This is a genomic window from Allobosea lathyri (assembly GCF_900108245.1).
Lineage (GTDB): Bacteria > Pseudomonadota > Alphaproteobacteria > Rhizobiales > Beijerinckiaceae > Allobosea > Allobosea lathyri.
Map to the genome: position 1 here is coordinate 881,759 of NZ_FNUY01000001.1, position 13,476 is coordinate 895,234.

The following is a 13,476-nucleotide window of genomic DNA, read 5'->3' on the forward strand; positions in this document are numbered from 1 at the left end:
TCGCGCCGTATTATTTCAAGCTTGAAATAATTAAGCGATGCTGGGGAACGGCATGAAAGTGATCATCGTCGGGGGTGGAATCGGGGGGCTCACCCTGGCCCTCATGCTGCATGCGCGGGGCATCGCGGCAACCGTCTACGAGCAGTCCTCCGAGATCCGCGAGGTCGGCGTCGGCATCAACACCTTGCCGCATGCGATCCGCGAACTGGCCGATCTCGGCCTCCTGCCGGCGCTGGATGCGGCAGCGATCCGCACCCGCGAATTGATCTACATGAACCGTTTCGGCCAGACGGTCTGGCGCGAACCGCGCGGCCTGCATGCGGGCGCACCGGTGCCGCAATTCTCGATCCATCGCGGCCGGCTGCAAGGCGTGATCCGCGATGCGGTCGTCGAGCGGCTCGGCCCCGGCGCGCTGCGCACTGGCAGGCGGCTGCAGGGCTTCCTGCAGGACGAGGGCGGCGTCACCGCCCATTTCACCGACGCGCGCCGTGGCGAGGCTGGTGAGACGGCACGTGCCGACATTCTCATCGCGGCCGATGGCATCCATTCGATGGTTCGGGGGCACTATTTCCCCGACCAGGGGCCGCCGCGCTGGAACGGTGTCCAGATGTGGCGCGGCGCCTGCGACTGGCCGGTCTTCCTCGACGGCGAGAGCATGATCATCGCCGGCGGCATGGCGGGCAAGCTGGTGCTGTATCCGATTGCGCCAGGAAGCACGCCGCAGACGCGACTGACCAACTGGGTCGTCAACATCCGCACCGGCGACCCCGCCAAGCCGCCGCCAAAGGAGGCGTGGTCGAAACCCGGGCGGCTCGAGGATGTGCTGCCCTTCGCGCGCCGTTTCACGGTGCCAGGCGTCGACATCCTCGCCTTGATCCAGCAGAGCCCCGGCTTCTGGGACTATCCGATGTGCGATCGCGACCCGCTGCCGCGCTGGTCCCATGGCCGCGTGACGCTGCTCGGCGACGCCGCCCACCCCATGTACCCGGTGGGCTCCAACGGCGCCTCGCAGGCGATCCTCGATGCCCGCTGCCTCGCCGATCTGCTGGTCAGGTCAGAGCATCCGCGTCATGCGCTTGCGGCCTATGAGGCCGTGCGCCTGCCCGCGACGGCGGAGATCGTCGCGATGAACCGCGTCGGTGGCCCGGAGCGCGTCATCGATGCCGTCGAGGCGCTTGCTCCCAACGGCTTCGACGATGTCGAGCGGGTGCTGAGCTATGCCAAGCGCGAGGCGATCGTGAAGTCCTATGCGGGGAAGGCGGGCTTTGCGCCCGAGCAATTGCTGAAGCACGCCTAGGCATCGGCCCGAAAAGTGGAATGCGGTTTTCGGAAAAAAGCCGATGCTCTAGGCGCTCAGCCGGCTTCGGTGAGCTGCCGTATCCGCGTCTTGAGCTGAGCATTGTTCTGTTCGGCAAGCTTCAGTCTGCGTGCGAGATCGAGCGGTACGATCTCGACCGCTCCGCCGCCAATCTCGAAGACAATGCCGATGCGCTCGCCGTCGCGCCAGCGCAGGCGCGCCGGGTACGAGCGCTGACGCTGGGGAATAGTGAGATCGAAGGCGATCGGCAGCGCGATGGAGTCGGAGATCAGCAGCAGCGCCCCGTCGTCCGAGATATTGCGAACAAGGCAATCCAGCGTCGACCGCTGCTGATTGAAGCTGACGCGCCCGCCTAGCAGGCTGCGCAGGCGAGGCGTCTTGCGGCGCTCGATCGTCATACTGCTGTCCCCACCGGCATTTGATTACGATACGTAATGCAACCTGTGGATGGTTATGCCCGAGGCGGCGGCGAAAGGCAGCCCTTAGCTTTGGTTAACCTTAACCGCCGCGCCGCTCACGCGCCTTCGGGCGGCGGCGGCAGGAAGTCGATCTCGTATTTCGCCGACAGCGCGACGACTTCGGCCGGGTTCTGCTGGGGCATCGAATGGATCGCCCAGAACAGATCGTAAAGCCGTCCGGTCGGGGCGACCCAAAACAGGCATTTCACGGTCGCGTCGCTCTTGTTGAACAGGCCGTGGGGGACATTGCGCGGCAGCCGGACCAGGTCGCCGGTGGTCGCGACGCTCTCCTGACCGTCGAGCACGAGGTCGAGACGGCCTTCGAGCATATAGACGAACTCATCCTGGGTCGGATGGATATGGGGCGGAACGAAGGTGCCGGGCGGGAAGGTCGCGTGCCAGGCGAATGAGTCCTCGCTCAGCATCTTAGGCACATAGGTCTGGCCCAGAATATTCCACGATATGGCGTCGAGGCCCTCATTGGCCTTGGTCACTCCGGCGGTCAGCGGCTTCATGGCGTTTTCCTCTTTTCGTTTCTTCGTGTCGGTGGGTTGCAAAGCACGACGTCATCCCGGACGCAGCGAAGCGGAGATCCGGGATCCATCATAGGGCGATGTCGAGCCTTACGATGGTCCCGGATCTCCGCGGCTGCGCCGCTTGTCCGGGATGACGGAGTGGATGGGGCATCTGAAAGACAGCCACTTCGATGTGTCATCGGCCTCAAAAATGCAGAAACCGATCCTTCACGGCGCTGTCGCTGCGCAACTCGTCGCTCGTGCCGCGCCAGACGACCCGGCCTTTCTCCAGCACGATGTGACGGTCCGCGAATTTCGCGAGCGCGTCGACATTCTTGTCGATCACGAGGATGGATTCACCCTCGTTCTTGAGGGCGGTCAGGCAGGACCAGATCTCCTGGCGGATGATCGGAGCCAGGCCCTCGGTCGCCTCGTCCAGAATGGTCAGCCGGGGATTGGTCATCAGCGCTCGGCCGATCGCCAGCATCTGCTGCTCGCCGCCCGAGAGCTGGTTGCCCCGGTTCGACCGGCGCTCCTTGAGGCGCGGAAAGAATGCGTAGACACGCGCGATATCCCAGCGCGCCTTCCCGAAGCGGCTGGCGGCGGTCGCGATCAGGTTTTCCTCGACGCTGAGCGTCGGGAAGATCATCCGGCCTTCCGGCACGAGACCGATGCCGGCCTGCGCGATCCTGAACGGCGCGGCGCCGGTGAGATCGCGGCCGGCGACGCTGACGCGTCCGCCCTTGGGGCGGATCAACCCCATGATCGCGCGGATCGTCGTGGTCTTGCCCATGCCGTTGCGGCCGAGGAGGGTGACGACCTCGCCCTCGGCAATCGAGAGGTCGATCCCGAACAGGATCTGGGCCTCGCCATAGCCGGCATCGAGATGTTCGACGATCAGCATGGCGGGGCGACCCCTCCCGTCATTCCGGGGCGCGCAGCGAACCCGGAACCCACGAACAGGCGCGACGCTCCGATGGCGTCATGACTGGCGTACCCGATCGTGGGTTCCGGGTTCTTCGCTATGCGAAGCCCCGGAATGACAGATGTGGAGCGTGTCACCATCATCCCTCCTCGCCGAGATAGGCTTCACGCACGGCGGGGTCGGCGCGAACGGTCGCCGGGTCGCCGGACGCGATCACGCGGCCATAGACCAGCACGGTGACCGTGTCGGCCAGTGCGAAAACGGCTTCCATGTCGTGCTCGACCAGCAGCATCGCATAGCGACCCTTGAGGCTGCGCAGGAGCCCGATCAGGCGTTCGCCCTCCTCGCGTCCCACACCCGCCAGAGGCTCGTCGAGCAGGATCGCGGCCGGCTCCAGCGTCAGGGCCATGGCGATCTCGAGCGCGCGTTTCTCGCCATGGGAAAGGCTGCCCGCAAGGACATGAGCGCGCTCGCTCAGCCCGACGGATTCGATCGCCGCCCAGGCCGGGCGGTTCAGGTTGTCGTCATCAGCCGCATTGCGGAACAAGGCCAGCGGATGACGCGCGCGCGCCTGCACGCTCAGCGCCACATTCTCCAGCACCGAGAGCGAGGCGATGGTGGAGGTGATCTGGAAAGTGCGGGCGAGGCCGGCCCGCGCCCGCTTCTCCGGCGTCAGCGCGGTGATATCCGTGCCCCGGAAGTGGATGCTGCCGGCGTCGGGCCGCAACATCCCGGAGATCTGGTGGACGAGCGTGGTCTTGCCGGCGCCATTGGGGCCGATCAGCGCGTGCAATTCGCCGGGCGCCACCGACAGGTTGACGCCATCCGTGACCTTCAGCGCGCCAAAGGCCTTGTTGAGGCCGGTCAGCGTCAGCACCGGCTCGCGGGCGCGGGACTCAGTCACGGCGCGCGACCCCGAGCTTGCCGAGCAGGCCGACGAGCCCGCCACGCGTGAACAGCACGAACAGCACGATCAGGGGGCCGAAGATCACCTTCCAGTGCTCGGTCCAGCCCGAGAGCACGTCCTCGGCGAAGAGAAAGACAAGCGCGCCGATGATCGCGCCATGCAAGGACCCGACGCCGCCCAGAACCACCATGAAGATCAGCTCGCCCGAACGCTGCCAGGACACGAAGGCGGGACTGACGAATTCGGTCTGGTTGGCGAGGAAAAAGCCGGAGAGACCGGCGATCATGCCGCTTATGACATAGGCGATCAGCCGTATGCGGCCGACATCGTAGCCCGTGACGGTCACACGCGTCGCATTCTCGCGCGCGGCGCGTAGCACGCGCCCGAAACGCGAGGCGACGAGCGTGCGGACGAGGATATAGCAGCCCGCCAGCGCCACGAGGACGGCATAATAGAGCCGGGTGCGGCTGCCGAAGAGGTCGTATCCCGCGACGGTGCTGCGCTCGTAGAGCGTCAGGCCGTCATCGCCGCCATAGCCGGAAAGCGCCTGCGTCAGGAAGAATGCCATCTGGCCGAAAGCCAGCGTGATCATGATGAAGGCGACGCCGCGCGTGCGCAGCGAAACCGCTCCTGTGATCGCAGCGAAAATGGCGCAGAGCAGCAGGATGGCGGGCAGGATCAGCAGGGCCTCGCCGCGTCCCTCGGTGATCATGATTCCGGTGACATAGGCGCCGATGCCGATGAAGGCGGCATGGCCGAAGGAGACGAGGCCGCCGACGCCGAGAATGAGATCGAGCGACAGGGCCGCGATCGCGAAGATCAGGGCGCGCGTCGTGAGCGTTAGCCAATGCGCGGGCAGGCCGACGGAAACGGCGACCGGCAGGAGGGCCAGCAGCAGGAACAGGACAAGGACGATCACCGGACGCCGGCGCGGCGGCGCAGCGGGAAGCGCGGCGTCGGCCGGAACGGGCAGGGCGCTCATGACCGGCCCTTGGCTGGCAGCAGGCCTTCGGGCCGCACGAACAGCACCATCGCCATGACCAGATAGATCAGCATGGAGGACAGCGCCGCGCCCGTCGCCCGGGCCGAGGGCGCGCTCATGAACAGGCGGAGCAGGTCGTTCATGAAGGAGCGGCCGAGCGTATCGACGAGCCCTACGATCAGCGCCCCGACAAAGGCGCCACGGATCGAGCCGATGCCGCCGACGACGATGACCACGAAGGCCAGGATCAGCACCGTGTCGCCCATGCCGGGCTCGACGGACAGGATCGGCGCCGCCATGGCGCCGGCAAAGCCTGCCAGCATGGTGCCGAAGGCGAAGACGATCATGAACAGCTTGCGGATGTCGACGCCCAGCGCCGAGACCATGGAGGGATTGGACGCGCCGGCGCGCAGCAGCATGCCGGTGCGGGTCTTCTCGACGATGAACCAGAGCAGGGCGCCGACGGCGAGGCCCGCGCCGATCAGTGCGAAGCGGTAGGTCGGGTAGAGGATGCCGTCCATCAGCGGGACCGAGCCGGAGAGGAAGGCAGGGACCGGCACGGAAAGCGGGGCCGCACCCCAGACCATCTTCACCCCCTGGTTCAACAGCAGGATCAGCCCGAAGGTGGCGAGCACCTGGTCGAGATGGTCGCGTTCATAGAGGTGTCGGAAGACCAGGAATTCGAGTGCCAGCCCAATCAGCAGCGCGGCGGCCAGCGCCAGCGCCAGACCCAGCACGAAGCTGCCGGTCAGACCGACGAAGGTGACGGCGAGATAGGCGCCGAGCATGTACTGCACGCCATGCGCCAGGTTGATGAAGTCCATCACGCCGAAGACGAGCGTCAGCCCGGCCGCGACCAGGAACAGCAGGATGCCGAACTGGAGGCCGTTGAGAATCTGGACGATGAGGAGGCTTGTGGTCATGGGAATCCGCGATCGCCTGCTCGTAAGGGCGCGGGGAACCCTCTCCCATAGGGAGAGGGCAGGGTGAGGGGTAGGCCCTTGGACGCTTGGGGTGATTCCGGCCCGCCGATCCGTTGCTTCTTGGTGCGCAACTGGTCGAACGGCCTACACCTCACCCCTGCCCCTCTCCTTACAGGAGAGGGGTTCCCCGCGGTTCAGCGGGTCACTTCAGCGCGCAATCCTTCGCGTGCGGATCGGCATAGTCCGTGAACACCTTCTGCGCGATCTCGGTCTGGAACTTGCCGTCGGCGCGCTTGGCGACCTTGACCAGATAGAAGTCCTGGATCGGGTAGCCATTGGTGTTGAACTTGAACTTGCCGCGCAGGGAGGTGAAATCGGCCTTCTTGAGCGCGGCGCGCAGCTTGTCCTTGTCGCCCGTGCCACCCGCCGCCTTGACGGCCGAATCGATCAGCATGGCGGCGTCATAGGCCTGCTGGGCATAGGAGCCCGGCACGATCTTGTAGGCGGCTTCATAATCCGCGACGAATTTCTTGGTCTGCGGGTTGTCCATGTTCGGGGCCCAGGTCATGCCGCCGAACAGGCCGACCGCCGCATCCTGCTGGGCCGGCAGGGTGGATTCGTCGACCGTGAAGGCCGAGAGGAACGGGATCTTGCCCTGCAGGCCAGCCTGCGACCACTGCTTGACGAAGTTGACGCCGAGCCCGCCCGGCAGGAAGGCGAAGACCACGTCGGGCTTGGTCGAGGCGATCTTGGCGATGTCGGAGGCGAAGTCCATCGAGGTCAGCGGCGCATAGACCTCGTCGACGATCTCGCCCTTGAAGTAGTTCTTGAAGCCCGCCAGCGAGTCCTTACCCGCCTGATAGTTCGGCGCGATGATGTAGGCGCGCTTGTAGCCCTGATCCTGCGCGTATTTGCCGAGAACCTCGTGGACCTGATCGTTCTGGTAGGAGGTCACGAAGAAATTCTGGTTGCAGGCCTTGCCCGCCATGGTCGACGGGCCGGCATTGGGGCTGATCAGGAAGGCGCCCGAGTCCAGCACCGGCTTGGCGATGGCGCCGAGGATGTTGGAGAACACCGGGCCGACGACGAAGTCGACCTTGCCGCCCTCGACGAAGCTGCGGACCTTGCCGACGGCAACGTCGGGCTTGAGCTCGTCGTCGATCACGGTGATCTGCACGGCTAAGCCACCAAGCTTGCCGCCGTTCTTGTCGACCGCGAGCTGGAAGCCGTCGCGCACCTGCTGGCCGAGCGCTGCGCCGGGCCCGGTCAACACGCTGACGACGCCGATCTTCATCGGCTCCTGCGCCTGCGCGCCGGCAACGCCGAGCGCGAGCAGGCCGGCACTGAGCGACAGGGTGAATTTGAGTGTCATGTCGAAGGTCCTCCCGGGACGAGCGAGAATGCGGCTGCGCAGCGGAGGTCCCTCAACCTCCTTGACCACGCGATGAGGGTATATTGTTTCAAGCTTAAAATATCTGCAAGGGGTTACGGCGCAAGAATTTTCAACCGTCGGATCCTCCGCCCGTCATCCCGGACAAGCGGCGCGGCTGCGCTGATCCGGGATCCATCAGAAGAGGTCATTCTCGGGCTTGGCCCGAGAATCTCATGACCAGTCAGCTGGTTTCCGAGATGGTCGGGTCAAGCCCGACCATGACGAAGACCGGTCCTCACGCCTGCACGCCGTCGACATACCAGTCCATCTTGGACAGGATCTCGTCGGAAGCGGTTTCGCCCGCTTTCACACGCACCTCGCCCTTCTGATCCTTCAACTCGCCGGTGAAGGGGTGGAGGGTGCCGGCCGTAATGCCCTTGACGAGCTCTTCGGCGGCGGCGCGCGCGGCCGGCGTCATCGCGGGGTTGAAGGGCGCCATCCTGACCATGCCTTCCTTGAGGCCGCCCCAGACGTCGCCGGTCTTCCAGGTGCCGTCCATGACCTCCTTGACGCGCTTGATGTAGTAGCCCGACCAGTCGTCGACGATCGCGGTCAGATGGGCCTTCGGCGCGAAGGCGCTCATGTCCGAGGCCTGTCCGAAGGCGAAGACGCCGCGCTGCTCGGCCGCCTGCAGGGGGGCGGCGGAGTCGGTGTGCTGGGTAATCATGTCCGCGCCCTGGTCGATCAGCGCCTTGGCGGCGTCGGCTTCCTTGGCCGGGTCGTACCAGGTCGAGGCCCAGATCACCTTGGTCTTGAAGTTCGGATTCACCTTCCTGGCCGCCAGATGGAAGGCGTTGATGCCCATCACCACCTCGGGGATGGGGAAGGAGGCGACATAGCCGGCCTGGCCCGACTTCGACATGTGTCCGGCAATCGTCCCGATCACGGCCCGGCCTTCATAGAAGCGGGCATTGTAGGTCGCGACGTTCTCGGCGCGCTGATAGCCGGTGGCATGCTCGAACTTGATCTTCGGGAACTGCTTCGCGACCTGGATGGTCGGGTTCATGAAGCCGAAGGAGGTGGCGAAGATGAGCTGGTTGCCGGCCTGGGCGAGCTGGCGGATGGCGCGTGCTGCGTCGGGCCCCTCGGCGACGTTCTCGATGAAGCTGGTCTTGATCTTGGCGCCATATTCCTTTTCGAGCGCCAGCCGGCCCTGGTCATGGGTCCAGGTGTAGCCATGGTCGCCAATCGGGCCGACATAGACGAAGCCGACGCCGAGCGGCGCCTGCGCCTGGGCGCCCCGACCGAGCAGCGGCAGAGCCGACGCCGCTGCCGCGCCAAAGGTCATCCGGCGGCGGGTGATGATCGAGGTCATGGTGGTCTCCCCTTGAATGCGTGGCGGCGTCACGACGCCGAGAAAGGTTTGCCGAGGCAAGCCGGCGCATCGAGCCGGCCGGTCTTCCGTCCTAGCGACATCATGGTCAGAACCGCAATCGTCGCAAGGTAGGGGGCGGTCGCCAGAAGCTCGGGCGCGAGCCAGGTGACGCCGGCAGCCTTGGCCTGCAGTTCGAGCGTCATGACCGCTCCGAACAGATAGGCTCCGAGCAAAAGGCGCCCCGGCTTCCATGCCGCGAAGACGACTAGCGCCAGCGCGATCCAGCCTCTGCCGGCGGTCAGCCGGTCTGCCCACATCGGCGTCAGCGCCAGCGAGAAATAGGCGCCGCCCAGCCCGGCGAGCGCCCCGCCAAAAGCGATCGCGCCATAGCGTATGGCGATGACGGGATAGCCGATGGCGTGCGCCGAGGCATCGTTCTCGCCGACTGCGCGCAGGATCAACCCGGCCCGCGTCCGGCGCAGGAAGAAGCCGACGCCGAAGACGAGCGCCAGCGAGAGATAGACGACGATGTCATGGCCGAAGACGGCGCGCAGCCAGGGATGGCCTGACAGGCTTTCGGGGAAAACCGGCCCGAGTCGCGTGATCGTCTTGCCGACGAAACCGGCCCCGATCAGCGAGGATGCACCGACGCCGAAGATCGTCAGGGCAAGCCCCGTTGCGACCTGATTTGCGGTCAGGCTCAGCGTCAGCACCGCGAAGACCATCGCAGTCGCGATGCCGGCGATGGCGGCTGCGACCAGTCCCAAACCCGTGCTGCCGGTCGAGAAGGCGACGGCAAAACCCGCGACCGCGCCGCACAGCATCATCCCCTCGACGCCAAGATTGAGCACGCCGGACTTTTCGACGACGAGTTCACCCAACGCCGCCAGCAGGATCGGGGTCGAGGCCGCGACCAGCGTCATCAGGATCGAGACGAGTATGGCGGAGGTCATGGGAGTGCCCCCCAGGAGGGCACGTTGCATCTCAACATTCGCGCCGTCATCCCGGACGCAGCGAAGCGGAGATCCGGGATCCATCGTAGAGCGCAGGAGCCCTCCGATGGATCCCGGATCTGCGCGGCTGCGCCGCTTGTCCGGGATGACGATGCGGGTGTTGGCAGGTGATGCGAAACTTCCGAGGTGCTCGTGCCAGTGCTCACGCCGTCCTCCCCCGCCACCCTATCCGAAACCGCACCAGCACGTCCGTTGCCAGCAGCATGAACAGCAGCAGCGCCTGGAACATCCCCGTCGCCGCCTGCGGTAGCCGCACCGTGGTCTGCGCGATCTCGCCGCCGACATAGGTCGCCGCCAGCACGATGCCGCCAAAAACGATGCCGATCGGATTCAGCCGGCCCAGAAACGCGACGATGATCGCGGTGAAGCCGTAGCCCGTCGGAAACTGCGGGGTGAGTTGACCGAAGGGGCCCGCCGCCTCGAACAGGCCGGCGAGGCCGGCCAGCCCGCCGCTGGCGAGCAATGTCGCCCAGGTGACCGTGTCGGCGTTGAAGCCGCCATGCCGTGCCGCCGCCGGAGCGAGGCCGACGACCTTGACCGCATAGCCGGCGGTCGTCTTCTCCATCAGCAGCCAGGCGATGACGGCGATGACGAGCGCCAGGGGAATGCCGAGATGGACGAGGGATTCCGGGATCACGATGGGCAGGGTCTGGTCGGCCGTGAACATCCGGGTCTGCGGAAAATTGAAGCCCTCGGGGTCCTTCCAGGGGCCACGCACGAGAAAATACAGCACCTGCACCGCGACATAGGTCAGCATCAGGCTGGTCAGGATTTCGCTGACCTGCAGCTTTACGCGCAACAGGGCAGGCATCGCGGCCCAGGCCATGCCGCCGACGATGCCGCCCAGCGCCATCGCGGGCAAAATCCACCAGCCGCTCATGCCATGCGTCGCCAGCGCCACGCCGGTGCCGGCGATTGCGCCCATGACGTACTGGCCTTCGGCCCCGATGTTCCAGACATTGGCGCGGAAGCCGATGGCGAGGCCAAGCGCGATCATCACCAGCGGCGCCGCCTTGACGCCAAGGTCGGGCCAGCGCTGCGGTTCGAGGAATGGGGTCAGGAAGATGTCGCGCACGGCATGGAAGCCGTCATAACCCATCGCGGTGAAGACGAGCATGCCGATCAGCATCGTCAGCCCGATCGCGATCAGCGGGCTTAAGCCCAGCATCAGCGTGCTCGGCTCGCGGCGGCGGCGCCATTCAAGCATGAGCGGCGGCTCCGCTGCCCGGGGCCGTGCCATGTACCCCGCCCATCATCAGGCCGATCTCCTTGATGCTCAGGCTTGCGATCGGCCGGGGCACGGACAGCCGGCCCTCATTGATGACGCAGAGCCGGTCGGCGAGTTCGAGCAGTTCGTCGAGATCCTGCGAGATCACCACCACTGCCGAGCCCTTGGCAGCGAGATCGACGAGTTCCTGCCGGATCGCGGCGGCGGCGCCCGCATCGACGCCCCAGGTCGGCTGCGAGACGACGAGCACCGAGGGTTGCTGGCCAATCTCACGGCCCATGATGAATTTCTGCAGGTTCCCGCCCGAGAGCGAGCGGGCAAGCGCGCTCGTCCCCGTAGTTCGCACGTCGAAGCGTTTGATCACGGCGTCGGAAAAGCGCTTCACGTCGCTTTGGCTGATGAAGCCGAAGGGCGCTAGTGGCAGGCGGTGGCGCGCGGTGAGCACGCTGTTGTCGGCGAGCGAGAAATCCGGCACCGCGGCATGGCCGTTGCGCTCTTCGGGCACGCAGGCGAGGCCGAGCGCCCGGCGTGGTCCTGCGCCGATCTGCCCGATGGGCTTGCCGTCGAGCAGGATGGCGTCGTTTCTCTCGGCCAGCCGCTCGCCCGACAGCGCCGTCAGAAGCTCGGCCTGGCCGTTCCCCGCGACACCGGCAATGCCGAGGATCTCACCGGCGCGCGCTTCGAAACCGACCTGCTTAAGGTCCGTACCAAAGGGAGGCTCGCCTGCCAGGGACAGGCCGGCAACGCTGAGCCGCACGGCCCCGGCGCCGGCGCCGGCGCTATGCTCGATCTGGCGCAATTCGGCCCCGATCATCAGCTCGGCCATGCGCTGGGTCGTCTCGGCTTTGGGGTCGCAGGTCGCGACCACGCGCCCGCCGCGCAGGATCGTGGCGCTGTCGCACAGCGCTTTGATCTCGTGGAGTTTGTGGCTGATATAGAGGATCGCGCAGCCCTGGCCGGCAATCTGCCGCAGTGTCTCGAACAGCCGCTCGACCTCTTGGGGCGTCAGCACCGAGGTCGGCTCGTCCATGATCAGGAGCTTCGGCTTCTGCAGCAGGCACCGAACGATCTCGATGCGCTGGCGCTCGCCGACCGACAATGTATGCACCTCGCGCTCGGGATCGAGCGGCAGGGAATAGCTGTCGAGCACGGCCGCGACGCGGCGCTTCAGCTCATCGCGATCCACGGCTTCGTCGAGCCCCAGCGCGATATTCTCGATCACCGTCATCGCGTCGAACAGCGAGAAATGCTGGAACACCATGCCGATGCCGAGCCGGCGCGCCGCCTTGGGAGAGGGGATCGACACCTGCTGGCCATCCCAGGCGATCGAACCCTCATCGGCCTGCTGCACGCCGTAGATGATCTTCACCAGGGTCGACTTGCCCGCTCCGTTTTCGCCGAGCAGCGCGTGGATTTCGCCGGGCCGGACGCTGAGGCTGATGTCCTCGTTCGCCTTTACGCCGGGAAAGCTCTTGGAGACATGGGCGAGCGCCAGCCGCGGCGGACCGTTGCGCTCAAGCGGCTGCGTCATGGCCGGCCCGTCTCCCCGATGCGATAGCCGCCTTCTCTAGTGAAGACGCCGATTTGTGAGCAAGCAAGCTCCGCACCAGCTCGGCTGCCGTCAAGGCCGCTATCACCTCCGGACGCTTGTCGTCCACATCCGCAGCCCCGATCGGGCAGGTCAGGCGAGCAAGCGCATCCGGCCGCCCCCCGCTGCGCAGAAAGCTGGCCTCGAAGCGCGCCCGCTTCGTGCCGGAGCCGATCATGCCGACATAAGTCGCGTCGCCGCGCGCCAGCGCAGCTTCCGTCAGCCGGTAGTCGAGAGCGTGGCTGTGGGTCAGGATGACGAAGGCCGTTCCGGCTGCCGCGCGCTCGACTGCCTGCACGGGATCGGCCATGCGCACGCAGGTGATCTTAGTCGGGAGGCCGCCAAGGACGTCGTCGCGATCATCGGTCAAGGTGACCGCGAAGGGCAGGGGAGCGAGCGCATGCGCGAGTGCGCGCCCCGTATGCCCGGCCCCGAAGATCATCACCGGGCGCCGCGCGACGGCCTGGGCCATCTCGCTCGCCGCCAGCATGGCCAGCGCCGCAGCATCGGCGCGTTGCAGCCGAACGCCGACCCGGCCGCCGCAACATTGGCCCATCTGCGGGCCGAGCGGGATGTCGAGGTGTTTTTCGCTCACGCCATTCGCCAGCATCTCGCGGGCGATGTCTGTGCAGTGGAATTCAAGCTGTCCGCCGCCGATAGTGCCGGCGCTGGCGCCGGGGCTCACCGCCATGGTTGCGCCGGCCTCGCGAGGGGTGGAGCCCTGTGCTCGCTCGATCAGCACGAGGATGACGCCCGAGCGCAGATGGCGTTCGAGAAATGCGGAGAGCGTCATGACCCACCTCCACCGGCTGAGCTGTAAAGGCACGGGGAACCCCTCTCCTGCAAGGAGAGGGGCAGGGGTGAGGTGTCGG

The 13,476-nt window shown here is 66.2% G+C and carries 13 protein-coding genes; 1 reads left to right on the plus strand and 12 read right to left on the minus strand.

Features of this window, described 5'->3' with window-relative positions; translation table 11 throughout:
* Positions 1 to 52 precede the first annotated feature (52 nt).
* A complete protein-coding gene (locus tag C4S73_RS04015) occupies positions 53 to 1,297 on the plus strand; it encodes a flavin-dependent oxidoreductase (protein WP_103871293.1) in 1,245 nt (414 codons plus the stop codon).
* Between the two features lie 56 nt (positions 1,298 to 1,353).
* On the opposite strand, the gene C4S73_RS04020 is transcribed toward C4S73_RS04015, so the two are convergent.
* The 12 genes from C4S73_RS04020 to xdhC all read right to left on the minus strand — a co-directional run bounded on the left by C4S73_RS04020 (position 1,354) and on the right by xdhC (position 13,397).
* On the minus strand, positions 1,354 to 1,716 hold the full coding sequence (locus tag C4S73_RS04020; protein WP_103871122.1) for a PilZ domain-containing protein: 363 nt from the start codon (positions 1,714 to 1,716) through the stop codon (positions 1,354 to 1,356).
* Positions 1,717 to 1,832: 116 nt separating this feature from the next.
* Positions 1,833 to 2,291 carry a cupin domain-containing protein gene (locus C4S73_RS04025; protein WP_103871294.1) on the minus strand — a complete coding sequence of 153 codons (459 nt, stop codon included), beginning with the start codon at positions 2,289 to 2,291 and terminating at the stop codon, positions 1,833 to 1,835.
* Between the two features lie 205 nt (positions 2,292 to 2,496).
* The gene (locus tag C4S73_RS04030) at positions 2,497 to 3,195 is read right to left on the minus strand and encodes an ABC transporter ATP-binding protein (RefSeq protein WP_103871123.1); all 699 of its coding nucleotides are present in this window, start codon (positions 3,193 to 3,195) and stop codon (positions 2,497 to 2,499) included.
* Between the two features lie 160 nt (positions 3,196 to 3,355).
* Positions 3,356 to 4,120 (minus strand): ABC transporter ATP-binding protein, encoded by a 765-nt coding sequence (locus C4S73_RS04035; protein WP_103871295.1) that lies wholly within the window; start codon positions 4,118 to 4,120, stop codon positions 3,356 to 3,358.
* Complete coding sequence (locus tag C4S73_RS04040) at positions 4,113 to 5,105, minus strand: branched-chain amino acid ABC transporter permease (RefSeq protein ID WP_103871124.1); 993 nt, start codon at positions 5,103 to 5,105, stop codon at positions 4,113 to 4,115. The genes C4S73_RS04035 and C4S73_RS04040 overlap by 8 nt, the downstream gene beginning before the upstream one ends.
* Positions 5,102 to 6,028, minus strand: a complete 927-nt coding sequence (locus C4S73_RS04045) for a branched-chain amino acid ABC transporter permease (RefSeq protein WP_103871125.1) — start codon at positions 6,026 to 6,028, stop codon at positions 5,102 to 5,104. The genes C4S73_RS04040 and C4S73_RS04045 overlap by 4 nt, the downstream gene beginning before the upstream one ends.
* Before the next feature lie 202 nt (positions 6,029 to 6,230).
* The gene (locus tag C4S73_RS04050) at positions 6,231 to 7,400 is read right to left on the minus strand and encodes an ABC transporter substrate-binding protein (protein WP_103871126.1); all 1,170 of its coding nucleotides are present in this window, start codon (positions 7,398 to 7,400) and stop codon (positions 6,231 to 6,233) included.
* A 295-nt stretch (positions 7,401 to 7,695) separates the two neighbouring features.
* On the minus strand, positions 7,696 to 8,775 hold the full coding sequence (locus C4S73_RS04055; RefSeq protein WP_103871127.1) for a BMP family ABC transporter substrate-binding protein: 1,080 nt from the start codon (positions 8,773 to 8,775) through the stop codon (positions 7,696 to 7,698).
* A gap of 29 nt (positions 8,776 to 8,804) precedes the next feature.
* On the minus strand, positions 8,805 to 9,728 hold the full coding sequence (locus C4S73_RS04060) for an ABC transporter permease (RefSeq protein WP_103871128.1): 924 nt from the start codon (positions 9,726 to 9,728) through the stop codon (positions 8,805 to 8,807).
* A 202-nt stretch (positions 9,729 to 9,930) separates the two neighbouring features.
* A complete protein-coding gene (locus tag C4S73_RS04065) occupies positions 9,931 to 10,995 on the minus strand; it encodes an ABC transporter permease (protein ID WP_103871296.1) in 1,065 nt (354 codons plus the stop codon).
* Positions 10,988 to 12,547: an ABC transporter ATP-binding protein gene (locus C4S73_RS04070; protein ID WP_103871129.1), complete on the minus strand. Its 1,560-nt coding sequence runs from the start codon at positions 12,545 to 12,547 to the stop codon at positions 10,988 to 10,990. Before C4S73_RS04070 ends, C4S73_RS04065 begins: the two co-directional genes overlap by 8 nt.
* Complete coding sequence (gene xdhC / locus C4S73_RS04075; protein WP_103871130.1) at positions 12,531 to 13,397, minus strand: xanthine dehydrogenase accessory protein XdhC; 867 nt, start codon at positions 13,395 to 13,397, stop codon at positions 12,531 to 12,533. Before xdhC ends, C4S73_RS04070 begins: the two co-directional genes overlap by 17 nt.
* Positions 13,398 to 13,476 lie beyond the last annotated feature (79 nt).

Excerpts from the sequence above, each read along its gene's own strand:
- C4S73_RS04070 (WP_103871129.1), bottom strand. The coding sequence starts at position 12,547 with ATGACGCAGCCGCTTGAGCGCAACGGTCCGCCGCGGCTGGCGCTCGCC.
- C4S73_RS04030 (WP_103871123.1), bottom strand. The coding sequence starts at position 3,195 with ATGCTGATCGTCGAACATCTCGATGCCGGCTATGGCGAGGCCCAGATC.
- C4S73_RS04025 (WP_103871294.1), bottom strand. The coding sequence starts at position 2,291 with ATGAAGCCGCTGACCGCCGGAGTGACCAAGGCCAATGAGGGCCTCGAC.
- C4S73_RS04015 (WP_103871293.1), top strand. The coding sequence starts at position 53 with ATGAAAGTGATCATCGTCGGGGGTGGAATCGGGGGGCTCACCCTGGCC.
- xdhC (WP_103871130.1), bottom strand. The coding sequence starts at position 13,397 with ATGACGCTCTCCGCATTTCTCGAACGCCATCTGCGCTCGGGCGTCATC.
- C4S73_RS04020 (WP_103871122.1), bottom strand. The coding sequence starts at position 1,716 with ATGACGATCGAGCGCCGCAAGACGCCTCGCCTGCGCAGCCTGCTAGGC.
- C4S73_RS04045 (WP_103871125.1), bottom strand. The coding sequence starts at position 6,028 with ATGACCACAAGCCTCCTCATCGTCCAGATTCTCAACGGCCTCCAGTTC.
- C4S73_RS04040 (WP_103871124.1), bottom strand. The coding sequence starts at position 5,105 with ATGAGCGCCCTGCCCGTTCCGGCCGACGCCGCGCTTCCCGCTGCGCCG.
- C4S73_RS04060 (WP_103871128.1), bottom strand. The coding sequence starts at position 9,728 with ATGACCTCCGCCATACTCGTCTCGATCCTGATGACGCTGGTCGCGGCC.
- C4S73_RS04065 (WP_103871296.1), bottom strand. The coding sequence starts at position 10,995 with ATGCTTGAATGGCGCCGCCGCCGCGAGCCGAGCACGCTGATGCTGGGC.
- C4S73_RS04055 (WP_103871127.1), bottom strand. The coding sequence starts at position 8,775 with ATGACCTCGATCATCACCCGCCGCCGGATGACCTTTGGCGCGGCAGCG.
- C4S73_RS04050 (WP_103871126.1), bottom strand. The coding sequence starts at position 7,400 with ATGACACTCAAATTCACCCTGTCGCTCAGTGCCGGCCTGCTCGCGCTC.